The sequence below is a fragment of the Planomonospora alba genome (assembly GCF_039534085.1).
In the GTDB taxonomy this organism is placed as follows: Bacteria; Actinomycetota; Actinomycetes; order Streptosporangiales; family Streptosporangiaceae; genus Planomonospora_B; species Planomonospora_B alba.
The window spans coordinates 1-24,503 of record NZ_BAAAUT010000026.1; the positions used below are offsets into that span (position 1 = coordinate 1).

At 71.6% G+C, this 24,503-nt stretch carries 17 protein-coding genes; 7 read left to right on the forward strand and 10 right to left on the reverse strand.

Annotated features, from left to right (window positions below):
• Window positions 1-361: 361 nt before the first annotated feature.
• The 3 genes from ABD823_RS16955 to ABD823_RS16965 all read right to left on the reverse strand — a co-directional run bounded on the left by ABD823_RS16955 (window position 362) and on the right by ABD823_RS16965 (window position 5,103).
• Window positions 362-1,546: a trypsin-like serine peptidase gene (locus ABD823_RS16955; RefSeq protein WP_344860600.1), complete on the reverse strand. Its 1,185-nt coding sequence runs from the start codon at window positions 1,544-1,546 to the stop codon at window positions 362-364.
• Window positions 1,547-1,755: 209 nt separating this feature from the next.
• The gene (locus tag ABD823_RS16960; protein ID WP_344860602.1) at window positions 1,756-3,327 is read right to left on the reverse strand and encodes a trypsin-like serine peptidase; all 1,572 of its coding nucleotides are present in this window, start codon (window positions 3,325-3,327) and stop codon (window positions 1,756-1,758) included.
• Between the two features lie 606 nt (window positions 3,328-3,933).
• Window positions 3,934-5,103 carry a trypsin-like serine peptidase gene (locus ABD823_RS16965; RefSeq protein ID WP_344860605.1) on the reverse strand — a complete coding sequence of 390 codons (1,170 nt, stop codon included), beginning with the start codon at window positions 5,101-5,103 and terminating at the stop codon, window positions 3,934-3,936.
• A gap of 320 nt (window positions 5,104-5,423) precedes the next feature.
• Between ABD823_RS16965 and ABD823_RS16970 the strand changes: the two genes are divergently transcribed.
• Together ABD823_RS16970 and ABD823_RS16975 are read left to right on the forward strand one after the other, a co-directional pair.
• Window positions 5,424-6,917 carry an acetyl-CoA synthetase gene (locus ABD823_RS16970; protein ID WP_344860607.1) on the forward strand — a complete coding sequence of 498 codons (1,494 nt, stop codon included), beginning with the start codon at window positions 5,424-5,426 and terminating at the stop codon, window positions 6,915-6,917.
• Between the two features lie 159 nt (window positions 6,918-7,076).
• The gene (locus ABD823_RS16975; RefSeq protein ID WP_344860609.1) at window positions 7,077-8,033 is read left to right on the forward strand and encodes a zinc-binding dehydrogenase; all 957 of its coding nucleotides are present in this window, start codon (window positions 7,077-7,079) and stop codon (window positions 8,031-8,033) included.
• Window positions 8,034-8,125: 92 nt separating this feature from the next.
• Here ABD823_RS16975 and ABD823_RS16980 read toward each other — a convergent pair whose 3' ends face one another.
• From ABD823_RS16980 to ABD823_RS17010, 7 genes are all read right to left on the reverse strand, one after another.
• Window positions 8,126-8,881, reverse strand: coding sequence for a PadR family transcriptional regulator (locus ABD823_RS16980; protein WP_344860611.1), 756 nt, complete (start codon window positions 8,879-8,881; stop codon window positions 8,126-8,128).
• A 55-nt stretch (window positions 8,882-8,936) separates the two neighbouring features.
• Window positions 8,937-9,734 (reverse strand): DUF4097 family beta strand repeat-containing protein, encoded by a 798-nt coding sequence (locus ABD823_RS16985; protein WP_344860613.1) that lies wholly within the window; start codon window positions 9,732-9,734, stop codon window positions 8,937-8,939.
• Window positions 9,735-9,894: 160 nt separating this feature from the next.
• On the reverse strand, window positions 9,895-10,071 hold the full coding sequence (locus ABD823_RS16990) for a DUF6104 family protein (protein WP_344860615.1): 177 nt from the start codon (window positions 10,069-10,071) through the stop codon (window positions 9,895-9,897).
• A 102-nt stretch (window positions 10,072-10,173) separates the two neighbouring features.
• Window positions 10,174-13,875 (reverse strand): multifunctional oxoglutarate decarboxylase/oxoglutarate dehydrogenase thiamine pyrophosphate-binding subunit/dihydrolipoyllysine-residue succinyltransferase subunit, encoded by a 3,702-nt coding sequence (locus tag ABD823_RS16995; protein ID WP_344860617.1) that lies wholly within the window; start codon window positions 13,873-13,875, stop codon window positions 10,174-10,176.
• 222 nt (window positions 13,876-14,097) lie between these two features.
• Window positions 14,098-14,778, reverse strand: a complete 681-nt coding sequence (locus tag ABD823_RS17000; protein ID WP_344860619.1) for a B3/B4 domain-containing protein — start codon at window positions 14,776-14,778, stop codon at window positions 14,098-14,100.
• Between the two features lie 213 nt (window positions 14,779-14,991).
• On the reverse strand, window positions 14,992-17,541 hold the full coding sequence (locus ABD823_RS17005) for a glycoside hydrolase family 9 protein (RefSeq protein WP_344860622.1): 2,550 nt from the start codon (window positions 17,539-17,541) through the stop codon (window positions 14,992-14,994).
• Between the two features lie 203 nt (window positions 17,542-17,744).
• Complete coding sequence (locus ABD823_RS17010) at window positions 17,745-18,641, reverse strand: glutathione S-transferase family protein (protein ID WP_344860624.1); 897 nt, start codon at window positions 18,639-18,641, stop codon at window positions 17,745-17,747.
• Window positions 18,642-18,790: 149 nt separating this feature from the next.
• Between ABD823_RS17010 and ABD823_RS17015 the strand changes: the two genes are divergently transcribed.
• From ABD823_RS17015 to ABD823_RS17035, 5 genes are all read left to right on the forward strand, one after another.
• The gene (locus tag ABD823_RS17015; protein WP_344860626.1) at window positions 18,791-19,966 is read left to right on the forward strand and encodes an MBL fold metallo-hydrolase; all 1,176 of its coding nucleotides are present in this window, start codon (window positions 18,791-18,793) and stop codon (window positions 19,964-19,966) included.
• A gap of 447 nt (window positions 19,967-20,413) precedes the next feature.
• On the forward strand, window positions 20,414-21,421 hold the full coding sequence (locus ABD823_RS17020) for an ABC transporter substrate-binding protein (RefSeq protein ID WP_344860629.1): 1,008 nt from the start codon (window positions 20,414-20,416) through the stop codon (window positions 21,419-21,421).
• The gene (locus ABD823_RS17025) at window positions 21,421-22,212 is read left to right on the forward strand and encodes an ABC transporter ATP-binding protein (protein WP_344860631.1); all 792 of its coding nucleotides are present in this window, start codon (window positions 21,421-21,423) and stop codon (window positions 22,210-22,212) included. The genes ABD823_RS17020 and ABD823_RS17025 overlap by 1 nt, the downstream gene beginning before the upstream one ends.
• Window positions 22,205-23,137, forward strand: a complete 933-nt coding sequence (locus ABD823_RS17030) for an ABC transporter permease (RefSeq protein ID WP_344860634.1) — start codon at window positions 22,205-22,207, stop codon at window positions 23,135-23,137. The genes ABD823_RS17025 and ABD823_RS17030 overlap by 8 nt, the downstream gene beginning before the upstream one ends.
• On the forward strand, window positions 23,134-24,474 hold the full coding sequence (locus ABD823_RS17035) for an LLM class flavin-dependent oxidoreductase (protein WP_344860636.1): 1,341 nt from the start codon (window positions 23,134-23,136) through the stop codon (window positions 24,472-24,474). Before ABD823_RS17030 ends, ABD823_RS17035 begins: the two co-directional genes overlap by 4 nt.
• The last annotated feature ends 29 nt before the right edge of the window (window positions 24,475-24,503 follow it).

Here is a 24,503-nt window from a genome sequence, read left to right on the forward strand (position 1 = left end):
AAAGGGATAGCCAGGAACATACAGGCCCGATCTTGAAAAGCGGAAGCCGATCCGGCGGACGATGTAGGACCTCTTTGGGCCGATATCGTTTCGTTACATGATCTGAGGTTTGAGGCTGTCCGCGACATGAGACCTGGGGTGTCGCGTTTTCGCAGATCAACATAAGGGCGTGGTAAGTGGTGCGGATGTGGCGTGATCGGTCGGGTGCGCTGCGTTATGGCGAACATGTGGTGCAGATCACATCGAACCGGTGGCACCGATCCGGGCTCCGCCACGTCTAACGGCTCCATGCGAAGGGCCCCGGTGTTCACCGGGGCCCTTCGCATGCGTTCCGTGCCGTGTCCGGAGACAGTCCGGTGGCTCAGGTGACCCGCTGGCTCCCCGCGTACCGGTAGACCACGTAGGTCGACGAGGAGAAGTAGGGCGAGGAGATCAGGTCGACGCGCTTGTTGACGTCGGTGTCCCAGGCGAAGCTGTTGACGCCGTTGAGATAGCCCAGCGCGCGCTGGGTGTCGTAGCCGATCAGCCACGGTCCGCCGCTGGCACCGGCGGTGAACCCGCACTTCAGTGCGATGCCGTACTCGACGAGGTAGGTGGGAGCGATCCGCTTGCCGGTGCGACCGTCGCACCACTTGGTCTCCTGGCCGTTGAACGGCTTGCTGCCGTCGAGGTAGGCGTCGGCCGGGTAACCGAAGGCGAAGGTGTACCTGCCGGTGCCGCGCTTGAACGCCAGGCCCTGTCCCCCGACGTTGTCCTCCAGGCTGCCCACGGTCTCCATCTCGTAGGAGCCGGCGGTCCTGCCCGGCTTCCAGCGGAACCCGTTGTGCACCGTGACGAAGGCGTAGTCGTAGTCGTAGTCGCCCCTGCCGACGAAGCTCTCGTGCAGGTTGAGGGAGTGGCCCACGTAGATCCCGTACGGGGCGTCGCCCTTGTCGTAGCCCGGAATGAAGATCCAGTATTCGGCGGGCTTCGCCAGCTTGGCGTCGTAGGCGCAGTGCGCCGCCGTGGCGACCAGGTTCCGGTTGGGGGAGGCCACCGACGAGGCGGAGCACCAGTAGTCCTTGTCGCCGATCCGGAAGAACACCTTCCCGACGGTGATGGGCTTGGTGCCGGTGGCCGCCGCCCGCTTCCGCGGGACCGTCGGCTGGACCGTCGGGGCCGAGCCGGTCGTGGCAGGCGCCTCGGCCGTCGTCGTGGTCGTGGTCTGCTCACCGGCGGCGGTCGCGGTGGCCGTGGCGGCGGTGGCCTTGGCCGTGGCGCTGGGGACCGGGGAGGCCGGGGGTGGAGACGAGGCGCCGTCGCTGGGTTTGACCTGGGGAATCGCCGGAGCGTTGTTCTGGGCCTGCTTGAGCCGCGTAGGGCTCCAGTACTCCGCGATCCGCTTCATGTCCGCGGCGCTGCGGGTCAGCGTGACGGAGGTCACGCCGTTCGGTACCCCGTCGTAGGGACTGGCCTCGGCATCCCCCGGGAAGGCGGACACGGCGGTCACACAGGCGGCGACCAGAGCGCCGAGTGTGGCTGTGAGCCGCCGGACGCGGGGGGGCATGAGGGAGGTCCTTTCGGGGGTCGAGGTACGGAGCGAGGGACGTAAAGGGTGATTTTTCCAGATCAACTGGATTTTGTGCAGCTTGCTGCCATGATCTGCTCTGGTGCCGTCATCCGGTCCAGCGTGCTCCCCGGGGCGTAAGAGCCCCGTCAAGGCAGGAAAGGGCCCGGTGACGGCCGGACCCTTTCCCCGCATCAGACCCTCACGCCTCAGACCGGGAGCCTGCCGGTCCAGCGGTTGGCGGCGCGCTTGTAGACCTCGTAGGTCTCACCGTTGAAGTACGGCGTGGTGACCCGGTCGTAGCGGTCGTTGCCGTCACTGTCGATCGTGAGGCTCACGACGCCGTTGACGTATCCGGTCCGCTTGCTGTTCTTGTACTGCAGCAGGAACGGGCCGCCGCTCGCGCCGGGGGTGAAGGCGCACTTGATGGCCTGGTGCTCCTGGGCCTTGTACTTCGGCACGTCCGGGGCGTTGCCCGTCGTGCCGTAGCACCACTTCATGGTGTGGCCGCTGTAGGGCCTGTTGCCGTCGAGGTGGGCGTAGGCCGGGTAGCCGAAGGTGAAGACCTTCTTGCCGAGCTTCTGGTTCCAGGCGAAGCCCTGGCCGCCGACGTTGTCGCCCAGCCGGCCGGCGTCTGCCATGACGATCACGAAGTACCGGGTGTGGAAGTACAGCTCCTTCACCGTGGTCTTGACCCACTTCTTCACGAAGTACCGGGTCTGGAACCAGGCGATCTCGTTGCCGTTGACATCCTTGGTGGCCTCGAGCTTGCCGAGGAAGCCGCCGTCCGCCTTCTGCTTGCGGAGCCTGTCGTACTCCTCCTTGCTGATCGGCGTCTTGACGGTCTTGCGCTCGAACTTGTAGCCGTTCTCCAGGCCGTTGGGCGCCTTGTCGTAGACGCTCTCCACGACCTCGACGGCGGTCAGCTTGACGCCGTTGCGACCGGTGGCGATGTACTCCTCGAGGTACTTCGCGGCGTCGGCAGGCTTGGCCACGGTCTCGACGGTCGGGTCGGCGGCCTTCTTCCAGTAGGGGCCGTCCTCGCCGTAACGCTCGTAGCCCTTCTCGAAGTCCTCCTTGGAGATCGCCTTGTCCTCGGTGTACTTGAAGCCCTTGGCGGCCGTGTACGTGGACTTGTTGACCTCCTTCACGCCCGCCTGCTTGATGCCGTTGTAGACGTTGACGAAGGCGTAGTCGTAGTCGTAGTCCTCGTAGACGTCGAAGTCGTGGTGCATGTTGACCCTGGCGCCGACGTAGATGCCCCAGGGAGCCTTGCCCTGGTAGTAGCCGGGGATGAACACGAAGTTGCTGAAGGGCTTGTTCGTGTCGGTGTCGTAGACGCAGTGGCCGGCGGTGGCCACCAGGTTGCGGTACTTCGACTGGATCGAGGTGCCGGAGCACCAGCGCTCCTGGCCCTTGTCGTCGAGGAAGAAGACCTTGCCGACGGTGATCGGCAGGTTGACGTTCTTGGACCTGCCCGCGGACTTGCCGCCCTCGCCGGTCGGGGCGACGGTGCCGGCCTTGCCGTCGGCGGAGGCGTGGCTCCCGCCGACCTTGAGCCTGCCGGTGGCGGTGGACTCGGAGAGGTAGGTCTTCGCGGACTTCAGCTTCGAGGGGGTCCAGTAGCCCGCGACGGCCTTCGCGTTGGCGGACGGCGTCAGCGCCACCGACTTCAGGTCGGGCTCGGCCGAGGCGGTGCCGGTGAAGGCGGCGCCGGCCACGGAGGTGGCCACGAGAGCACCTCCCAGGGGGAGGGCGAGGTGCTTGACTCGGGGGTTCACGGTAGCTCCTTCTTTGTCATGAGCGCTCGGGTTGCTCACGCGTACGTAAAGAGACAAGAGGAGACCGTACTCAGCAAAGAAGGTGTAAAGAGGCGATAATCCGGCATCGGTATGGACCGTTACTTTTTCGTTACTGAATCAAGGGAACCGAAAGATCTCGACCGGCGTCTGATCCTGCCCTGATCGCCCGGCCGACGGGCGGCGCGCCGTACGGCCGTGCTGAGCTGCGCAGACGCCGCGCGGGTCACCGCTCCCGCGAGGTCTCCACCCACTCCGGCTGGAACCTTCCACACTTCCGGCGGGTGGGGTCCGCAGGCAACCCATCCGTCCGCGCTCTCCGGTCCGCTGTCAACTCCGGTGCCGCGCCGCCCGGCAGGCGCGGCCGGGACGGGGCGGCGGACGCGGTCCGCGGTTCGACCACCGGCTCCGGGCCGGGTGCCGGGGATCCCGCGGGCGCCCGTTCCGCGGTCCCGCGTCGTGCGAGCCGATCCGGGCGGCGGCGCGCGGAGGGGACCCGGTCCGTCCGGACCGGGTCCCCGGGGGCGGCGGCCGGTCGAATGGCCTGCGGCCGGCCGTCGTCACACCTCTGCCGTCACCCGCGCGGCGTCACGGGGTCCAGCGGTTGGCCGCGACCTTGTAGACCTGGTGGGTCTCGCCGTTGAAGTACGGCGAGGAGATCCGGTCGTAGCGGTCGTTCTTGTCGGTGTCCCAGGCGACGCTGTTGACGCCGACCAGGTAGCCGGTCCGGCTGGAGCTCTTGTACTTCATCAGGAACGGCCCGCCGCTGGCGCCCGCGGTGAAGGCGCACTTGAAGCCGGCGTGCTCCTGGATGTTGTACTTCGGCGCGGCGGGCATGGGAGCGGTCGTGCCGTAGCACCACTTCATCGTGCGCCCGCTGAACGGCTTGTCGCCGTCCGGGTGCGGTCCGGCCGGGTAGCCGAAGGAGAAGACCTTGTTCTTCACCTTCTGGTTCCAGGCGAAGCCCTGGCCGCCGACGTTGTCGCCGAGCCGCCCGACCTTCTTGACGACGGGCTTCCACCTGCCGTCGGTGCCCTTCTCCCAGCTCACCTTGGTCCCGGAGTGGACGTTGACGAAGGCGTAGTCGTAGTCGTAGTCCTCCTTCACCACGAAGTCGTCGTGGGCGTTGAACCACCTGGCGGCGTAGACGCCGTACGGGTTCTTGCCGTCCCAGGCCTGGTTCCCGTCCCAGTAGGACGGGATGAAGACCCAGTTGTCGTAGAACTGGTTGGTCTTCACGTCGTAGACGCAGTGCGCCGAGGTGGCGACCACGTTGCGGTACTTGCCCTGGACCGAGGTGCCGGAGCAGTACTTCCAGCTCTTCGCGTCCTTCGGGTCGGCGCCGGGCAGGGTGAAGAAGACCCGGCCGACCGTGTTGGGCAGGTTGACCTGCTTGCTCTTGGTGCTCTTGCCCTGCGCGCCGATCGGCGGGACGGACCCCGCCCTGCCGTCCGGCCCGGCGGCCGGGGACGCCGTGCCGCCCTTGACGCTGAGTTCGAGGGCGCCGGTCGCGTCGGTGGCCTTGCGCATGCGCTCCGGCGACCAGAAGGAGGCCGCCTGGGTCGGGGTCTCCGACGCCGCGGACGTGACCACGTCCTCCGGGGCCGCGGTGACGGCCGCAGTGGTGGTCGTGGCGGTGGCCGCGGCGGCGGCCGGGGTGCTCGCCGCGCTCGCGCCGGCGGAGGTGGCGCCCATCGCTCCGGCGACCAGGAGGAGGCCGGTGAGGGGGACGGTGAGGCGCCGTGCTCGGGGATTCAATGGGGCTCCTTTCGTCTTCGGCGGCGGGCGGGACCTCCCGCCGCCGGGAAAGCGATCGGAACGCTACTGAATCGATCACGAGTTCAGCGATGAATTGACGGGAAAAAGCATGGGACGGTTCCGTCCGATGCGATCCCGTTATTTGAATGCCTTTTCGCTATCATTTAACAGATGGGCATCCTCGCAGCTCACGGTGGCTCTGGGATGGCCTGCAAGGCATCCGGCGCATCACCGTCACCAGTCGTCGGCGGAGGTTTCTCCGGTAACTCGGCGCACGTCCGCACTATCAAACAGAACGACATTCTGGTTGGATGTGGCGCATGAGCGTGGACCCTCGCACCCCCTGCCTCGTCGGTGTCGCGCAGCACACCGTCCGCGACCAGCCGGGCCCGGAGCCGCTGGACCTGTGGGAGCTGGCCGCCCGCGGGGCCGCCGCCGACGCCGGAGTCCCCAGCCTGCTGGGGCGCCTCGACTCGATCCAGCTCGTCTACACCGAGTCCTGGCAGTACGACGACCCGGTCGCCCGGCTCGCCGAACGCCTCAAGGCCGCGCCCCGCCACCGCGCCTACTCCGCGGTGAGCGGTACGGCCCCGCAGACGCTCCTCGGCACCGCCGCCGCCGCGATCGCGGCCGGGGAGATGGACGCCGCCCTGGTCGCCGGAGGGGAGGCGCTCGCCACCCGCCGGGCGCTGCGCAGGGCCGGGGAGAAGCCCGCCTGGAGCCACCGGGCCCACCCCAGGCCCCCCTACGGCTGGGAGCGCCCGCCGCACCCGGCCGAGCTGGCCCACGAGTTCTTCCTGCCGGTGCACACCTACCCGGTCATGGAGACCGCGCGCCGGGCGGCCGCCGGGGAGTCCGTCGAGGACGAGATGCGGGACCGGGGCCGGATGATGGCCCCGATGAGCCGCGTCGCCGCCGCCAACCCGCACGCCTGGCACCGCACGGCCCGGACCCCCGAGGAGCTGGTCGTCCCCGGCCCGGACAACCGCTTCGTCGGCTGGCCGTACACCAAGCGGACCGTGGCGTTCATGGACGTCGACCAGGCCGCCGCGCTCATCATGGTCAGCTCCGGGCTCGCCGACCGGCTCGGCGTCCCCGCCGGACGCCGGATATACCTGCGGGGCTGGGCCTACGCCGAGGACACCTGGGAGGTGGCGGCCCGGCCGGTGCTGGGCGGGTCACCCGCGATGGCGGCCGCCGCGCGGCACGCCCTCGACCGGGCGGGCACCGGGCTGGACGAGATCGGCGCGCTCGACCTCTACAGCTGCTTCGCGATCGCCCTCCGCGCGGCCTGCGCCGCCACCGGCCTGGACCCGCTGGACGGGCGGGGGCTGACGGTCACCGGCGGCCTGCCGTACGCCGGGGCCCCGGTCAGCGTCTACGTGCTGCACTCCACCGCGGCGATGGCCGAGCGGCTGCGCGCCGAGCCGGGGCACGGCCTGGTCACCGGGGTCGGCATGCACCTGACCAAGCACAGCTGGGCCGTCTGGTCCACCGAGCCGGGTGAGGCGTTCCGGCGGGGCGGTGCGGGGCCCGGCATGCTGCGCGGGGCGGGCGAGCCGGTGCACGTCGCCGAGCCGGTGCCGATCGCCGGCACCTGCTCCGGGGAGGCGACCGTCGCCGGCTACACCGTCGCGCACGGCCGGGACGGCGCGGCCGAGCGCGGTGTCCTCGTGGTGGACCTGCCCGGCGGGGGCCGCGCGCACGCCGTGGTCCGCGAGCCCGGCCTCGTCGCCGAGGCCGAGGCCGCCGAGCTCGTCGGACGGCGCGTCCGCCTGGCCGCCGACGGGCAGGTGAACGTCGCGACCTGGTGAGCCGCCCCGCGGGCGTCCCGGCGGGCCGGGGGCGCGTCCGGGACCACGGCGGCGGGCCGCGGCCGCGGATCACGGCCGGAGCATGGCCGGGGGGACACGGCGCGGGCGAGCGCGGGGTGGGGTCGCGGGCGGCAGGGGGCGGGAGCGTAGGGTGCGGCCATGTTCGCCGTAACCGCAACGCAGACCGATCCCGACAACCCTCTCGCCGGGCTGACGCTCGGCGAGCACCCGGAACCGAAGGTCCCGGACGGCTGGACCACCGTCACGGTGAAGGCCGCCGCCCTCAACCACCACGACCTGTGGACGCTCAGGGGCGTGGGCATCCGGCAGGAGCGCCTGCCCATCGTGCTCGGCTGCGACGCCGCCGGGCTCGACGAGGACGGCAACGAGGTCATCGTGCACTCGGTGATCGGCACCGGGTCCGACGAGACGCTCGACCCGAAGCGCTCCCTGCTCTCGGAGACGCACGACGGCACCTTCGCCGAGCGGGTCGCCGTGCCCCGGCGCAACCTCGTGCCCAAGCCCGCCGCGCTCGGGTTCGAGGAGGCGGCCTGCCTGCCCACCGCGTGGCTGACCGCCTACCGGATGCTGTTCGACAAGGCCGGGCTGGAGCCCGGCTCGACGGTGCTGGTCCAGGGGGCGGGCGGCGGCGTGGCCACCGCGCTGATCGCGCTGGGTCGGGCCGGCGGCTACCGGGTCTGGGCCACCAGCCGGTCGGAGGCCAAGCGGGCGCGGGCCCTGGAGCTCGGCGCCGACCAGGTCTTCGAGCCGGGCGCCCGGCTGCCCGAGCGGGTGGACGCGGTCATGGAGACGGTGGGCCAGGCCACCTGGGCCCACTCGCTCAAGTCACTGCGGCCGGGCGGCCGGATCGTGGTCTCCGGGGCGACCAGCGGCGCGGTGCCCCCGGCCGACCTGAACCGGGTCTTCTTCCTGCAGCTGTCCGTGGTCGGCTCGACGATGGGGACGCGGGACCAGCTCGCCCGGCTGGCCCGGTTCCTGGAGCAGACCGGCACCCGGCCGGTGATCGACCGGACGCTCCCGCTGGCCGAGGCCCGCGAGGGCTTCGCGGCCATGCACGGGGGAGAGCTCTTCGGGAAGATCGTCTTCACGCTCTGAGCGGGGACCGCCTCCGGTCCCGTGCCGGCGCGTCCCTCCGGGCGGGGAGCGGCGGCCCCGCCCTCAGCAGAGGCGGGGCGGACCGCAGAGGATCACCGCAGGGCGTCGCGGATCCGGCGGGCGGCCTCGTAGAGCGCGTCCTGCGCGGTGGCGAGGGTCTCCTCGGTCACCCGCCCGCCGGCCGCGCTCCCGCGGACCTCCTCGACGAACTCGGCCAGCATCCGACCGAGGCGGGCGTCGACGTCGGGCGAGCCGTGCCCGGTGAAGCCGGCGGCCCAGATGCGCTCCCACTCGTGCTTCCAGCGGTCGGCCTCCCGCTGCCACTCGCGGGTCCACTCGCGCTTCCAGTGGTCGCTCCCGTGCTTCCACTCGTCCTTGAACCGCCGCCAGTCGGCCCTCTGCTCCCGCCTGGCGCGCCGGAACCCGTCCTCGGTCCGGTGCTCCTCCTGCTTGGCGTTCTGCCGCACGTCGCGGGCCATCTGCGTCAGCTCCTCGCGCAGGGACCTGACCGTCTCGCGCACGTCCTCCTTGACCTCGCGGGCGATGTCGCGGACGGAGTCGGAGATCTCCTGCTCCAGCTCCGCCAGCTCGTCCAGCCGCGATTCGAGCTCGGCGCGGCCCGCCTCGGTGAGGGTGAAGACCTTCTTGCCGGCGACGACCTCGTGGGTGACCAGACCCTCCTCCTCCAGCCGGGCCAGGCGCGGGTAGATCGTGCCGGGCGAGGGGGAGTAGACGCCCAGGAAGCGGTCCTGGAGCAGCCGGATCACCTCGTAGCCGTGGCGCGGGCTCTCCTGGAGCAGCTTGAGCAGGTAGAGCCGGAGTCGGCCGTGGCCGAAGACGGGGCTCATGACGCCTCCCCGCCCGGCTGCCGGGCACCGTCCGGGGTGTGCGGGGCGGTCGCGGTCATGACGGGTCTCCCTTCAGGAGCGTGACGTCGGCGGAGACGGTGGTGACGGAGACGGACGCCATGCCTCCGCCGATGCGGCCGGTGACGCTCTTCCTGCCGGGCTGGACCACCTGGCCGAGCTCGGGGAAGGCGGTGCTGACCCGGCCCGAGGCGGAGCGGATCGCGACGTCGGTCTCCACCGTACGCGGGAGCCGCACCACGATCTCGCCGGAGACGCTGTTCAGCGTCACGTGGCCGGTCGGCGGGAGCTCCAGGTCGGCGGTGATCCGGCCGGAGACGGTGGTGGCCTTCAGGCGGCGGGGCGTGCCCCGGGCGACGGTCAGGTCGCCCGAGACGCTCTTGAAGGACAGGTCGCCGACCAGGCTGCGGCTCTCCACCGCGCCGGAGACGGTGTCGGCGTGGACCTCGCCGCTCACCCCGTCGAGCACGATCTCGCCGGAGACGCTCTTGACGGCCGTCCGGCCCTCGAAACCGGCGACGACGGCCGAGGCGGAGACCACCCCGGCGTTGACCGGGCAGTCCTTCGGCACGGTCAGCGTCAGCACGCTCTCCCGGTGTCCGGGGCGCAGCCAGTTGAGCAGGTTGTTCCAGGTGAGGTCCTCGTAGGTGACGGTGAGCGCGCCGTCGGCGTCGTGCGTCACGAGCAGCGGCCGGTCGCCGACCTCGGTGACCTCCAAGGCGGGCGGGCCGTCGCTGGCCAGCACCGCGAGCCTGCCCGCCACGATCCGTACGTTCAGCAGGCTCACCGGATCGAACGTCAGCTGCCGGGGTTCGTCGATGGTCCATTCGCGCATGTCTGCGACCTCCTCGTGAAGACACGATATGTCGCGTCATGCGGTAGGTCAAGATATATCTCGTTTGGCCTCCGGGTGGTCCCCGCACCCGGGCGGAAGTGCCCCGGCGGACCGGGCGCCCCCCGGCGGAAGGCCCCGGCGGACCGCCCCGCCGGAAGGCCTACTCCTCGTCGTCGTCCAGCCGGGCCAGCCAGGTGGCCAGCCGGTCCACCGGGATCTCGAAGTCGGGGTTCAGGTCCACGAACTCGCGCAGCCGCTCGGCCAGCCAGGTCATGCTGACCTCCTCCTCGCCGCGGCGGGTGACGAGCTCCTCGATGCCCCGGTCGGTGAAGTACATCGCCTCTCCTCCTGACAGCGGAGGGTCCCCCGCAGCGTGCTGCGGGGGACCCTCCGGATGATCCTCGAACAAGGCCCGTACGGCTCCGCGGAGCCGTACGGGTCAGCCGCCGTAGATCTCGGCCAGGATCTGGCGCAGCTCCGCCTCGTGCGTGGAGTGCGAGCCGGTGGCCGGGGACGAGTTGGCCTTGCGCGAGACCCGCTTGATCGGCCGGCCGCCGAACACCAGCGGGTTCTCCGCCATCTTGAGCGTCAGGAACGGCCACGGGCCCATGTTGGCCGGCTCGTCCTGCGCCCAGATCAGCTCGACGTCGCCGTAGCGGTCCAGCTCGGCCGTGAGCGGGTTCGCCGGGAACGGGTAGAGCCGCTCCAGCCGGACGATCGCCACGTCACTGCGGCCCTGCGCGTCGCGCGCCGCGGCCAGGTCGTAGTAGATCTTGCCGGAGCAGAGCACGACCGTGCGCACGCCCGCCGGGTCCACCGTGGTGTCGCCGATGACCGGCTTGAACGAGCCGGAGGTGAAGTCGGAGACCGGCGAGACCGCCGCCTTGTGTCGCAGCAGCGACTTGGGCGTGAAGACGACCAGCGGGCGGCGCCGGTTCGACTTCGTCTGCCAGCGCAGCAGGTGGAAGTAGTTGGCCGGGAGCGTCGGCTGGGCCACGGTCATGTTGTCCTGGGCGCACATCTGCAGGAAGCGCTCGATGCGGCCGGAGGAGTGGTCCGGACCCTGGCCCTCGTAGCCGTGCGGCAGCAGCAGGGTCACGCTGGAGCGCTGGCCCCACTTCTGCTCGCCCGCGGTGATGTACTCGTCGATGACGGACTGGGCGCCGTTGACGAAGTCGCCGAACTGCGCCTCCCAGCAGACCAGGGCGTCCGGGCGCTCCACGCTGTAGCCGTACTCGAAGCCGAGCGCGGCGTACTCGCTGAGCAGCGAGTCGTAGACGTAGAACTTCGTGGTGCCCTGGTTGAACGCCTTGAGCGGCGTGTGCTCCTCGCCGGTGACGCGGTCCACGAGCACCGCGTGCCGCTGCACGAAGGTGCCGCGCCGGGAGTCCTGGCCGACCAGGCGGACCGGGTGGCCGTCGATCAGCAGCGAGCCGAAGGCCAGGGTCTCGCCCATGCCCCAGTCGATGCGGTCCTCGGCGACCATCTGGCCGCGGCGCTGGATCACCGGGAGCAGGCGCGGGTGGACGGTGAAGCCCTCCGGCAGGTTGAGCTGCGTGTCGACGATCCGCTTGATCGTCTCCTCGCTGACGCCCGTCGGGGTGTCCTCGTGGGACCAGGGGATGGCCTCCAGGTCCGCCGGGCGGGCCAGCTCGCCGGCCCGGTCCTCCTTGGTCGCCTCGCGGGTCTCGGCGAAGGCGTTCTCCAGCTTGGCCTGGTAGTCGCGGAGCGCGCTCTCGGCCTCCTCCACCGTGATGTCGCCCCGGCCGATCAGCGCCTCGGTGTAGAGCTTGCGGGTGGACCGCTTGGCGTCGATCAGGTCGTACATCAGCGGCTGGGTGAAGCTGGGGTTGTCGGCCTCGTTGTGGCCGCGCCGCCGGTAGCAGATGAGGTCGATCACCACGTCCTTGCGGAACGCCTGGCGGTACTCGAAGGCCAGGCGGCCGACCCGGACCACGGCCTCGGGGTCGTCCCCGTTGACGTGGAAGATCGGAGCCTGGATCATCCGGGCGACGTCGGTGGCGTACACGCTGGAGCGGGAGCTGGCCGGGCTGGTGGTGAAGCCGACCTGGTTGTTGACCACGATGTGCACGGTGCCGCCGGTGCGGTAGCCGCGCAGCTGCGACAGGTTGAGGGTCTCGGCCACCACGCCCTGGCCGGCGAAGGCCGCGTCGCCGTGGATGAGCAGCGGCAGGACGGTGAAGCCCTCCTCGCCGCGCTCCAGCAGGTCCTGCTTGGCGCGGACGATGCCCTCCAGGACGGGGTCGACCGTCTCCAGGTGGGACGGGTTGGCCACGACCGAGGCCTTGATCTTGGAGCCGTCCGGCGAGACGAAGTCGCCGGTGGCGCCCAGGTGGTACTTCACGTCGCCGGAGCCGTGCGCGGTCCGCGGGTCGATGTTGCCCTCGAACTCGCCGAAGATCTGGCCGTAGGACTTGCCGATGATGTTGGCCAGCACGTTGAGGCGGCCGCGGTGGGCCATGCCGATGACGGCCTCGTCGAGGTCGTCCTCGGCGGCGGCGCAGAGCACCGAGTCGACCAGCGGGATCAGCGACTCGCCGCCCTCCAGCGAGAAGCGCTTCTGCCCGACGTACTTGGTCTGCAGGAACGTCTCGAACGCCTCGGCGGTGTTGAGCCGCTCCAGGATGCGCAGCTGCTCCTCGCGGGCGGGCTTGGCATGCGGGCGCTCCACCCGCTCCTGGATCCAGGCCCGCTCCTCGGGGTTCTGGATGTGCATGTACTCCACGCCGATGGTGCGGCAGTAGGAGTCGCGCAGCACGCCGAGGATGTCGCGGAGCTTCATCAGCGGCTTGCCGCCGAAGCCGCCGGTGGCGAACTCCCGCTCCAGGTCCCACAGGGTCAGCCCGTGCGACTTGATGTCGAGGTCGGGGTGCTTGCGCTGCTTGTACTCCAGCGGGTCGGTGTCGGCCATCAGGTGGCCGCGGACCCGGTAGGCGTGGATCAGCTCCAGCACGCGGGCGGACTTGGCCACGTCGTCGTCGTGCGTGGTCGAGATGTCCTGGACCCAGCGGACCGGCTCGTAGGGGATGCGGAGCGACTCGAAGACCTCGTCGTAGAAGCCCTCCTCGCCCAGCAGGAGCCGGTGGATCTGGCGCAGGAAGTCGCCCGACTGGGCGCCCTGGATGATCCGGTGGTCGTAGGTGCTGGTGAGGGTCATGACCTTGCTCACCGCCAGGCGGGAGAGGGTCTCGGGGGAGGCGCCCTGGTACTCGGCGGGGTACTCCATCGCGCCGACGCCGATGATCGCGCCCTGGCCCGGCATCAGGCGCGGCACCGAGTGCACGGTGCCGATGGTGCCCGGGTTGGTCAGCGAGATCGTGGTGCCCGCGAAGTCCTCGACGGTGAGCTTGCCCGCCCTGGCCTTGCGCACGACGTCCTCGTACGCGGTCCAGAACTGGCGGAAGTTCATCTGCTCGCAGGCCTTGATCGACGGGACCAGGAGCTGGCGGGTGCCGCCCTTGGAGATGTCGATGGCCAGGCCCAGGTTGACGTGCTCGGGCTTGACCAGCACCGGCTTGCCGTCGACCTCGGCGTAGGAGTGGTTCATCTCCGGCAGGGCCGCCAGGGCCCGCACGACCGCGAAACCGATCAGGTGCGTGAACGACACCTTGCCGCCGCGGCCGCGCGACAGGTGGTTGTTGATCACGATGCGGTTGTCGATGAGCAGCTTCGCCGGCACGGCCCGCACGCTGGTGGCCGTCGGCACGACGAGGCTGGCCTCCATGTTGGCGGCGGTCCTGGCGGCCGCACCACGGAGTCGGACTTCCTCGGCACCGGCGGGCAACTGCGTCTCCTGCTTGGGCTTGGCCACCGGGGCCTTCGCGGCGGCCGGGGCCGCCGGGGCCGCGGGAGCCTCGGGGGTGGGGGTGGGGGTGGGGGTGGTCGTCGCGGCGGCCGGGGTCGCCGGGGCCGTGGCGGGGGTCGGGGGAGCGGCGGTGGCCGCCCCCTGGGCCGCGGCTCTGCCGGACCCGGAATCAGGGGTGTAGTCAGCGAAGAAGTTCCACCAGGCCCGGTCCACCGACTCGGGGTCCTGGAGGTACTTCTGGTACAGCTCGTCGACAAGCCATTCGTTCTGACCAAAGGCTGCCAGCGGGTTTGTCCGCGACGACTCAGACGACACGGCGGAAATCGCCCTCTTCCGCAGATCGGCGTTGATTAAGAGAACCTGTCCAAGGCTACTCTCCTGGACTCGGGCCTGCGCCATTCCGGCCGCAACCCCCCACGCGATCCTCTCATAACCCCTCAAACCGGTCACTCTCGGGGGGTGGCGCCGAGGTGACGGGAGGGCGACGCCGAGGCGGCGGTGGGATGACGGTGGGATGACGGGTGGCCCGCACCGCCGTCAGGCCGTCTCCTCCGGCGCCGCGGTGATAAGCCGGGTCTCCACGTGCAGCCCGGGGGTGATCTCCTCCAGCAGGACGGTCAGCTCGTCGCCGGCCGCCCGCAGCTCCTCCAGCGACATGGGGGCCAGCCGCTCCAGCAGGAAGAGCGCGTCGGAGGTCTCCTCGGTGATCCGGGTCCGCACGCACTGCCGCCAGTTCCACCGGCGGCAGGTGACGCCCCGGTCGTCCCGCCAGACCACCTCGCCGATCTCCGGGTGGTCGATCGCCGGCGCGCCCTTCTCGACGACCTCGAACGGCTCGTCGCCGGCCGCCCGGACCAGCCGGGCCGGGCCCTCGTAGCGAGTCAGGTCCTCGCCGCCGATCGGCAGGCCGCGGGTGACGCTGACCACGTTGTAGGCGTCCACCACCAGGTTGATCTCCGGCAGCGGCATCCGCCGCACCAGCGCGTCCACCGAGGGCCGGGTCCGCTGCGGCTTGGCGCCGAAGGCCCGGTACGCCTGCCGCCACGCCTCGACCCTGGGGTCGTCCACCGCCACCGCCCGGTCGGCAGCCTCGGCCAGCCACGCCCGGGACCGGTCGTCGCTCGGCCCGTTGCGCAGGCCGTACACGCCCATGGCCAGCACCGCGAAGTCCGGCCTGAGCTCGGCGACGGACCTGTCCACCCAGATGTCCTCGATCACGCCGGTCAGTTTACGGCCGGGACCGCCGCCGAGGGCGGCGCGGGGTCCTGCGCCCGGCGCGGTAGGGCGCAGGACCCCGGCCCGGGGGAGCGGGCGGGGCAGCCGCCGGAGGAGTGCGGCCGCCCCGGCGCCCCGCCCGGATCCGGCGGGGCCGTCAGGCGGGGTCCCGCCGGATCCGCGGGGCCTCCCCGGGGAGGGGCCCGCCGGGGAGGCTCACCGGGCGAGCGTTCCGTTGAAGACGAAGCGCTCCGGCTTGGGGTTGGGACCGGGGGCCTCGGCGCCGATGAAGCCGAAGGTGACCGAGGCGCCGGGCTTGATGACGCGGTTGTGGCGCTCGTTCTTCGCCGTCACGGCCGCCCCGTCCTGGGACAGCTCGGCGTTCCAGTGCCGGCGCACCCGCTGGCCGCCGAGGAAGGACCAGCGCAGCGTCCAGCCCTCGATCGCCTTCTTGCCGGTGTTGGTGATGGTGACCTGGGTGTTGAAGCCCTCCGGCCACTGGCCGTGGTTGGTGTAGGTCACCTTGACGTCGCCCGCCGGGAGCGGGTCGGCGAGGAAGGAGGCGATCCAGGCCAGCGGGGCGTTCCAGTTGATGGTCAGCTCGTTGGTGGACCAGGACTCGATGTCGTCGATGTAGCAGAACTGCGGCTTGCAGCCCCGCAGCTTGGCCTGGGCGACCGGGTCCTGGATGGCGGAGTTGGGGCCGCCGGACAGGGTGCCCTTCGGCGGGTTGGGCAGGGACGGGTCGAGCTGGCGGGCGTACCAGCGGCTGTGCTGGTTCTTGGCGGCGACCTCGCCGTAGCCGGTCACGTAGGACTGGTTGAGCGCGTTGCGGCCGAGGATGTAATCCATGCCCTCCAGCACGCCCCGGCGGTACTTCGCCTCGCCGCTGATGTCGTGGGCGACGGCCATCACGACCATGTTGTTCAGGATGAGGTTGTTGGAGCCCCAGTCGAAGTCCGGCGGGTTGTACGGCAGGCCGTACGGGTGGGCCTCCTGCACCGCCAGATACTTGTCGGCGCCCTCCAGCACCGAGGCGCGCACCCGGGCGCGGTCCGGCAGGCCGTTGGGCACGGCCGCCAGCTGGAGCCTGCCGAGCTGGGCGGTGTTGCCCCAGTCGAAGCCCCGCTCGCGCCAGATGTCGGCGGTGTGGTGCGGGGAGGCCAGCACGAAGTCCCTGAACTCCTTCTCGCCGGTGGTGATGTACAACTCGGCGGCGGCCCAGTAGAACTCGTCGGTCACGTCGTTGTCGTTGTAGGCGCCGCCGCCCACCCCGTCGGCGGGGTCGGCGTAGCGGGCCGGGTCGGCCTTGGCCGCGGCCCACGCCCTGCGCGCGGCCTGCAGGTTCCGGGCGGCGAACTCGGCGTCATAGGGCGCGAAGAGCCGGGCCGCCTGGGCGGCGGTGGCCGCCAGGTTGAGGGTGGCGGCGGTGGAGACCGGGTGCAGCTCGCGCTTCTGCGGGTCGAGGTGGGGCAGGAGCGGCAGGCCGGTCCAGGCCGCGTCGTGGATCTTGTGGTGGACCATGCCGGCGTGCGGCCTGCCCTCGGGGACCTGCATCCTCAGCAGGAACTCCTGCTCCCAGCGGGCCTCGTCGAGGACGTCGGGCACGCCGTTGCCGCTCTCGGGGATGTCCAGGTCGCCGTCGCGGTGCGTGCCGTCGGCCTTGGCGCGTTCGAAGACCGACATGACCTGGTGGACGGAGATGCCGCCGTTGACGACGTACTTGCCGTGGTCGCCGGCGTCGTACCAGCCGCCCCGCACGTCGAGGGTGTAGTCGCACACGCCCTGCTGGCACGGGACCTCGGTGTCGCCCTGGTTGGGGGCGGCGCCGAGGTGGCCGGCGGGCCTGCCGTACCCGGGGCGCAGGTCGTCGCGGATCTCGATGCCGCTGCGCTGGGTGTAGTAGAACTTCAGCGCGTCGGTCTTCAGCCCGCCGTACAGGTCGTCGGCGATGTCGAACGGGCGGCTGGTCTCACCGTCGGCGGTGAGGGTGTAGCCGGTGCCGGCGGCCTCGACCGAGCCGAAGTCGATCGAGTGCACGTTCTGGCCGGAGCTGGCGTCCACGCCGCGGGGCGTGGTCTCGCCCTCGGCCACCGTCTCGCCGTCGCGCTCCAGCCTCCAGGCGACCGGCTCGGTCTTCTCGGTGACCAGGGTGGCCTTCTTCGGGCCGCCGGGCAGGTAGCCGACCATGTTCACCCGGACGCGGGGGCCGGTGTCGGGGACGTAGACCTCGGGCTCGGCCCCGCCCTTGAGCGAGACGTCGTCCACGCAGAACCTCCAGGGGGTCTCGCTGCCGCCGACCTGGAACACCACCTGGGCGTTCGGCAGGTCCACGGGCGAGGTGAACGTGTAGGAATAGTCGTTGCCCGACACGCTCAGCTCGGGGTTGACCGCCAGGAACTGGGTCCACGGGTCGACCGGGAGCTGGATGAGGGCCTTGGCGACCCGGCCGGGGGAGGCCGTGCCGGAGAACGAGAAGGCGTAGGTCTCGTCCTTGGCCAGGGCGATGTCGTTCTGGCCGATGATGACGTCCCACGGGTTGGCGGTGCCGCCGGGGACGTCGGCGCAGAGCCGGCCGTCGTCGTGTTCGAGCGCGGTGTTGGCGGTGCTCCACCAGGGGGCCGTGCCGGTGTCGAAGGTGCCGTTGACGATCTGCTCCGGCCCCTCCGCGGGTTCCGCGGCGGCGGGCGAGGGGGCCAGGGCCAGCGCGGTGGCGGCCAGGGCGGTGGACAGGGACAGAGCGAGCCAGGCGGGTGGTCTGATCACGGGGGGTCCTTCTCGGAAGGGTGACACGACCGTATGGGAGCGCTCCCACGGACAGGGTGCACCGATTGTTTCCAGCGGGTTACCGCCCCGTCAACGGCCCGGCGCGACGATCTCCCGGCTGACCGGCCCGATGTCCGTTTTGTCGGATGAAACTTTCACCGCGTGCTCCGGCGCCCGGCGGGTCGCGCGGCCCGCCCGGCGCGTCAGGGGGCCGTCCAGTCGATCTCGGGACCCTGCGGCACGATCCCGGTGGGGTTGATGTTCGTCTGCGTCACGTAGTAGTGCCGCTTGATGTGGTCGAAGTCGGTGGTGTCGCGGAAGGCCGGGATCGCGTACAGGCGGCGGGCGTAGGCCCACAGCGCCGGGTGGTCGACCAGGCGCCGGATCCCGCACTTGAAGTGCGAGTGGTAGACCGCGTCGAACCGGGCGAGCGTCGTGTAGGTCCGCACGTCGCTCTCGGTCGGCGCCTCGCCGTGCAGGTACGGCCGGCCGTCCGACAGCCGCTCCTCCAGCATGCCGAGCGTGTCGAAGACCTTCACGACCGCCTCGTCGTAGGCCTCCTGGGAGGTGGCGAAGCCGGCCTTGTAGACGCCGTTGTTCAGGCCGTGGAAGACCACGTCGTTGAGGGCGTCGATCTCCCCGCGCAGCGCCGCCGGGTACAGGTCCGGGGCGCCTTCGGCGTGCCAGGGCGCGAAGGCCGTCTCCAGGGTGAGCGTGATCTGCGGGTAGTCGTTGGTGACCAGCCGCTCCGCCGTACGGTCCCAGACGCAGGGAACGGTGTAGCGGCCCCGGTAGCCGGGGTCGGTGGCGAGGTAGAGCTCGGAGAGGAACTCGGCCCCGGTGACCGGGTCGCCGCCGGGCATGCGCCAGCCGCGGTCGTCCCTGATCGGGTCCACGATCGTCACGCCGACGACGTCCTGGAGGCCGAGCAGCTCGCGGACGATGAGCGCGCGCTGCGCCCACGGGCAGGCGTAGGAGGCGTAGATCTGGTAGCGGCCGGGCTCGGGCGGGTGCGGGCCGCCCTCCTCGATCAGGTCGGTGAACCGGTTGGCCTGGCGGACGAAGCGCCCGTCGGAGGCGATCTCACGTTCGAGCTTCATATTTCGACCGTATGGGACGCTGGGCGCCGGATCGCCGGCCCCCGGAGTAGAACATAATTCGGCCCAGCGGGCAGAATCGGGACCGACGAGTGGTGCCCGGGGCGGCCGCGGAGACGGCGGGGCCGGCGGGCCGGACATGAGGGGGACCAGTGGCGAGCGGAACGAACCCGGGCGGAGCGGAGACCTCGGCGCCGGACGCGGGCGCGGTCCCCGGAGCGGGCGCGCGGCCCGCGGCGGAGGCGGCCGCGGGGGCGGGCGGAGGTTCCGGGCGGGCGGGCCGGGCGGTGACGCCGGCCAGCGAGGCCCAGCGCGAGGCGTGGCGGAGCGGGGCGCTGCCGGAGGTGGAGCGGGTCCGGCCGGGCCTGTGGTCGATCCCGGTGCCGCTGCCCATCCCCCTGCGCTACGTGCTGGTCTACGCGCTCGAACTGCCCGGCGGGGTCGCGCTGGTGGACGCGGGCTGGAACACCGACGAGGCGTACGGCGCGCTCGCCGCCGGGCTGAGGACCGCAGGCTACGAGATGACCGACGTCGAGGCGGTCCTGGTCACCCACATCCACCCCGACCACTACGGACTGGCCGGGCGCGTCCGCGAGGTCTCCGGGGCCTGGATCGGCCTGCACCCGGCGGACGCCGCCCTGATCCACGGCCGCTACGACCCCGAGGCGGTCGACGCGCTGGTGGAGCGCGAGCGGCTGCTGCTGGAGCGCTCCGGGGTGCCGGAGGCGACCGTGGAGGAGCTGGCCGGGGCCTCGATGATGATCCGGCAGTTCGTGAGCATGGCCGGGCCCGACCGGCTGATCGAGGACGGCGACCGCCTCGACCTGCCCGGCTGGGACCTGCACGCGATCTGGACGCCCGGCCACTCGCCGGGGCATCTGTGCTTCGCCGAGCGGGAGCGGCGGCTGCTGTTCTCCGGCGACCACGTGCTGGCGAAGATCACGCCGATCGTGGCGGTGCACCCGCAGTCGACGCCCGACCCGCTGGCCGACTACCTCGACTCGCTGGCCGCGGTGGGCAAGCTCGACGTGGACGAGGTGCTGCCCGCACACGAGTACCGGTTCCTGGAACTGGCCGAGCGGGTCGACCGCGTGGTGGCCCACCACGCCGCACGGCTGGCCGAGATCGAGGCGGTGGTCGGCGGGGCCGGCGGGATCAGCTGCTGGGAGACGGCCACCCGGCTGACCTGGTCGCGGCCGTGGGAGACCATCCCGGCGCACATGCGGCGGGCGGCCACCAACGAGACCCTGGCGCACCTGGTCTGGCTGGAGGAGCGGGGGCGGCTCCGCCGCAGCGCGGGCGCGCCCGACCTGTGGCACCCGGCGTGACCGGCGCGGGCCGGGTGCCCCGGCGTGCGCCGGAGGGGTGAGCGGGGGCGGCGCGGGGTGCCGGAGGGGTGAATGGAACCGTCGGCACGCGCCGGAGGGGTGACCGTGGGCGGCGCGGGGCGCCGCGGAGTCGGCTGAGCCGGTGTCGGCGGGCCCGGGCCGGGTCCGTCGGCCTATTTCATGGAAAACCAGTAGGTAATGTTGACTTGCGTGCGGGGGGTGCGTACCTTCTTGGGCATGGGCCTCTACCTGACCCGTTGCGCGCACGTGGACTTCTGCCGCGTCGTCAGCGCGCAATGTCTGTGATCACGAGCTGACGCGAACGCCGTCCCCGGCATGGCCGCCGACGCCCATGCCGCCGCCCCCATCGATGTGAGATCCCTGTCAACGGCCGGGTGCCCGCCGCCAGGCGCGAGCGCGCCCGGATTCCCCGTGAGGACCATTCCCGTGATCAGAACCAGACGTGTCCTTCTCTCCGCGCTGCTGGCCGGCTCCCTGGCCGGCTGCGGCGCGCAGGCCGCCTCCCGACCCGGCGGGCCCGAGACCCTGGAGCTGCGCTACCAGGGCAGCGTCGGAGCCGTCACCTTCCCCGAGCTGGCCGAGCACCTCGGTTATCTCGCCCCCGTCAAGCTCAAGTGGGTCGGCAACACCATCTCCGGCCCCCAGGACATCCAGTCCGCCGCCACCGGGCAGACCGACTTCGGCGGCGCGTTCAACGGCGCCATCGCCAAGCTCGCCGCCGCCGGAGCGCCGATCAAGGCCGTGATCGGCTACTACGGCAGCGACGCCGACAGCTACGTCGGCTACTTCGTGACCGAGGACTCGCCGATCAAGGGCCCCCGCGACCTGATCGGCAAGAAGATCGGCGTCAACACCCTCGGCGCCCACCTGGAGGCCGCGCTCAAGGAGTACCTCAAGCGCGGCGGCCTGACCCCCGAGGAGATCAAGCAGGTCGAGCTGGTCGTCGTGCCGCCGGTCAACACCGAGCAGGCCCTGCGCCAGGGCCAGATCGACGTGGCCGCGCTCAACGGCATCCTGCGCGACAAGGCACTGGAGCGCGGCGGCCTGCGCCCCCTGTTCAAGGACATCGACCTGTTCGGCCCCTTCACCGCCGGCAGCGTCGTGCTCACCGAGAAGTTCATCGCGGACAACCCGCAGACCACCAGGAAGTTCGTCGAGGCCTTCGCCAAGGCCGTCGAGTGGACGCAGACCCGCCCGCGCGAGGAGGTCGTCGCCGCCTACAAGAAGATCATCGCCGGGCGCGGCCGGAACGAGGACGACACGACCGTCACCTACTGGAAGAGCAGCGGCGTCGCCAACAGGGGCGGCGTGATCGACGCCGGGGAGTTCCGGACCTGGATCGGCTGGCTGGAGCGCGAGGGCGAGCTGGAACCCGGCCAGGTCAAGGCCGAGGACCTGTTCACCAACGCCTACAACCCGTTCGGAGGCAAGTGATGAAGATCCGTTTCGAGGGGGTGGGCAAGACGTTCGCGGTCCGCGGCGGACGGACCTTCACCGCCCTGGACGGCGTGGACCTCGACGTGCGGGAGGGGGAGTTCCTCACCCTCGTCGGCCCCAGCGGCTGCGGCAAGTCCACCCTCCTGGACCTGCTCGCGGGCCTGACCGAGCCGACCGCCGGCCGGATCCTCCTCGACGGCGCGCCCGTCGACGGGCCCGGCCTCGACCGCGGGGTCGTCTTCCAGCAGTACGCGCTCCTGCCCTGGCGCACCGCCCTGGGCAACATCGAGTTCGGGCTGGAGGCGAAGGCCGTACCGCGCCGCGAGCGCGCCGAGCGGGCCCGGCACCACCTCGACCTGGTCGGCCTGAGCGGGTTCGGGGACCGCTACCCGCACGAGCTGTCCGGTGGCATGCGCCAGCGGGTGGCCATCGCCCGCAGCCTGGCGTTCGATCCGGAGGTCCTGCTGATGGACGAGCCGTTCGCCGCGCTGGACGCGCAGACCCGCGAGTCGCTCCAGGAGGAGCTGCTGCGGATCTGGGAGAAGACCGGCAAGACGATCGTTTTCATCACCCACGGCATCGACGAGGCCGTCTACCTCGGCCAGCGCGTCGCGGTCATGACCTCCAGGCCGGGGCGGATCAAGCAGGTCGTCGGCGTCTCCTTCGACTCCCGCGAGGGCGATCTGCGGGCCGACCCGGCGTTCGGCGAGTACCGCCACACGATCTGGAGTCTGCTGCGCGCCGAGACCGCCCCCGCGGCCGTGGAGGAGGTGGCCTCCGTTGGCTAGCACCTCCCGCACGGCCGCCGTCGCTCCGGCCGCTGTCGCCCCTGTCGCCCCGCCCGGTCCCGGCGAGGCGCCCGCGGTCCCGGCCCGCGAGGTTCCCGCCCCGGGCTCGACCGCGTCCGCCGCGGCCCCCGCCGCGCGCGGCGCCGGACGGCGCCCGGCGGTGCTGCGCGGCGCGTCCGCGCTGCTGCGCCGGACGGCGGCCCTGGCCGTCCTGGCGGCGCTCTGGGAGTCCCTGCCCCGGCTGGAGGTCGTCGACCCGACGTTCCTGACACCGCTGTCGCAGGTCCTGGCCGCCTGGTGGGACCTGCTGCTGTCCGGGCAGCTCGTCGAGCACCTGCAGGCCAGTCTCCTGCGGTCGCTGGCCGGGTTCACGCTGGCGGTCGCGGTGACCGTGCCGCTCGGCCTGCTCATCGGCTGGTACCGGCCGGTCGCCGAGCTGCTCGACCCGGTGCTGGAGCTGTTCCGCAACACCGCGGCGCTGGCCCTGCTCCCGGTCTTCACGCTGGTCCTCGGGCTCGGCGAGACCTCCAAGGTCTCGATCATCGTCTACGCCTGCGCCTGGCCGATCCTGCTCAACACGATCGCCGGGGTCCGCGGGGTGGACCCGCTGCTGGTCAAGTCGGCCCGCTCGATGGGGCTGCCCCCGCTCCGGCTCTTCCAGAAGGTGATCCTGCCCGCCGCGGTCCCGACCGTCTTCACCGGCGTCCGGCTGGCGGGGGCCGCCTCCATCCTCGTGCTCATCGCCGCCGAGATGGTCGGCGCCAAGGCCGGCCTCGGCTATCTCATCAACGCCGCCCAGTTCAACTTCCGGGTGCCCGACATGTACGCCGGGATCATCACCATCTCCGTGCTCGGCCTGCTGTTCAACCTGCTCCTCGTCCGCCTGGAGCGCCGATTCTCGACGTGGAGGACCACCGCCTCATGACCGCCCGCACGCCTGCCCGAAAGCTCCGGCTGAACGCCTTCCTCATGGGCGTCGGCCACCACGAGGCCGCCTGGCGGCACCCGCGCACCGAACCGGCCCGCGTCACCGACGTCCGGCACTACCAGCACCTCGCCCGGACCGCCGAGCGGGGCAAGCTGGACTCGGTCTTCCTGGCCGACGGACTGGCCCTGCACGGCAACGTCCGGCACAACGCGCTCGCCGGCCTCGAACCCCTCACCCTGCTGTCCGCGCTGGCCGCCGTGACCGAGCGCATCGGCCTGATCGCGACCGCCTCCACCACCTACAACGAGCCGTTCCACCTGGCCCGCGCGTTCGCCTCGCTGGACCACATCAGCGGCGGCCGGGCCGGCTGGAACATCGTCACCTCGGCGGGCGAGGCCGAGGCGCACAACTTCGGCAGGGAGCGCCCCGCCCACGCCGACCGCTACGCCCGGGCGGCGGAGTTCGTCGAGGTCGCCACCGCGCTCTGGGACAGCTGGGAGGACGACGCGATCCTGGCCGACCGCCGCGCCGGCGAGTACGCCGACACCGGCAAGATCCACGCCCTGGACCACGCCGGCGCCCACTTCCGGGTGCGCGGCCCGCTGACCACCTCCCGCCCCCCGCAGGGCCACCCGGTGCTGGTGCAGGCCGGCTCGTCGGAGGACGGCAAGGAGTTCGCCGCCCGCTTCGCCGAGGCGGTCTTCACCGCCCAGCAGACCCTCGCCGAGGGCCGCGCCTTCTACGCCGACATCAAGGGCCGCCTGGCCCGGTACGGCCGGCACGCCGACGAGCTGCTCGTCCTGCCCGGCATCTCGCCGATCATCGGCTCCACCGAGCGCGAGGCGCTCCGGCTGGAGAAGGAGCTCGAAGACCTGATCGTCCCCGCCTACGGTGTGCAGCAGCTGTCGAACCTGCTCGGCGTGGACCTGACCGGCCATCCGCTCGACGCGCCCCTGCCCGACGTCCCCCAGGCGACCGAGGGGCAGCAGAGCCGCCTCAAGCTGGTCACCGACCTCGCCCGCCGCGAGCGGCTGACCCTCCGCGAGCTGATCGGCCGCCTGGCCGGGGGCCGGGGCCACCGCGTGGTCACCGGGACCCCCGAGCAGATCGCCGACCGGATCGAGGAGTGGTTCACCGGCGGGGCGGCCGACGGCTTCAACGTCATGCCGCCCCTCCTGCCGAGCGGGCTGGAGGACTTCGTCGACCACGTCGTGCCCGTCCTGCAGGCCCGCGGGCTGTTCCGCACCGAGTACGAGGGCCGGACCCTCCGGGAGAACTACGGGCTGGTCCGCCCCGCCTCCCGCCACGCGCGGCGGACCGCGGCGGCCTCGTGAGCGCGTGGCGGAGGCGGACGGGAGCCGCG

Coding starts and splice junctions, on each gene's coding strand:
- ABD823_RS16975 (WP_344860609.1), top strand. CDS start 7,077: ATGTTCGCCGTAACCGCAACGCAGACCGATCCCGACAACCCTCTCGCC.
- ABD823_RS17010 (WP_344860624.1), bottom strand. CDS start 18,641: ATGAAGCTCGAACGTGAGATCGCCTCCGACGGGCGCTTCGTCCGCCAG.
- ABD823_RS17025 (WP_344860631.1), top strand. CDS start 21,421: ATGAAGATCCGTTTCGAGGGGGTGGGCAAGACGTTCGCGGTCCGCGGC.
- ABD823_RS17035 (WP_344860636.1), top strand. CDS start 23,134: ATGACCGCCCGCACGCCTGCCCGAAAGCTCCGGCTGAACGCCTTCCTC.
- ABD823_RS16990 (WP_344860615.1), bottom strand. CDS start 10,071: ATGTACTTCACCGACCGGGGCATCGAGGAGCTCGTCACCCGCCGCGGC.
- ABD823_RS16985 (WP_344860613.1), bottom strand. CDS start 9,734: ATGCGCGAATGGACCATCGACGAACCCCGGCAGCTGACGTTCGATCCG.
- ABD823_RS16955 (WP_344860600.1), bottom strand. CDS start 1,546: ATGCCCCCCCGCGTCCGGCGGCTCACAGCCACACTCGGCGCTCTGGTC.
- ABD823_RS16980 (WP_344860611.1), bottom strand. CDS start 8,881: ATGAGCCCCGTCTTCGGCCACGGCCGACTCCGGCTCTACCTGCTCAAG.
- ABD823_RS16970 (WP_344860607.1), top strand. CDS start 5,424: ATGAGCGTGGACCCTCGCACCCCCTGCCTCGTCGGTGTCGCGCAGCAC.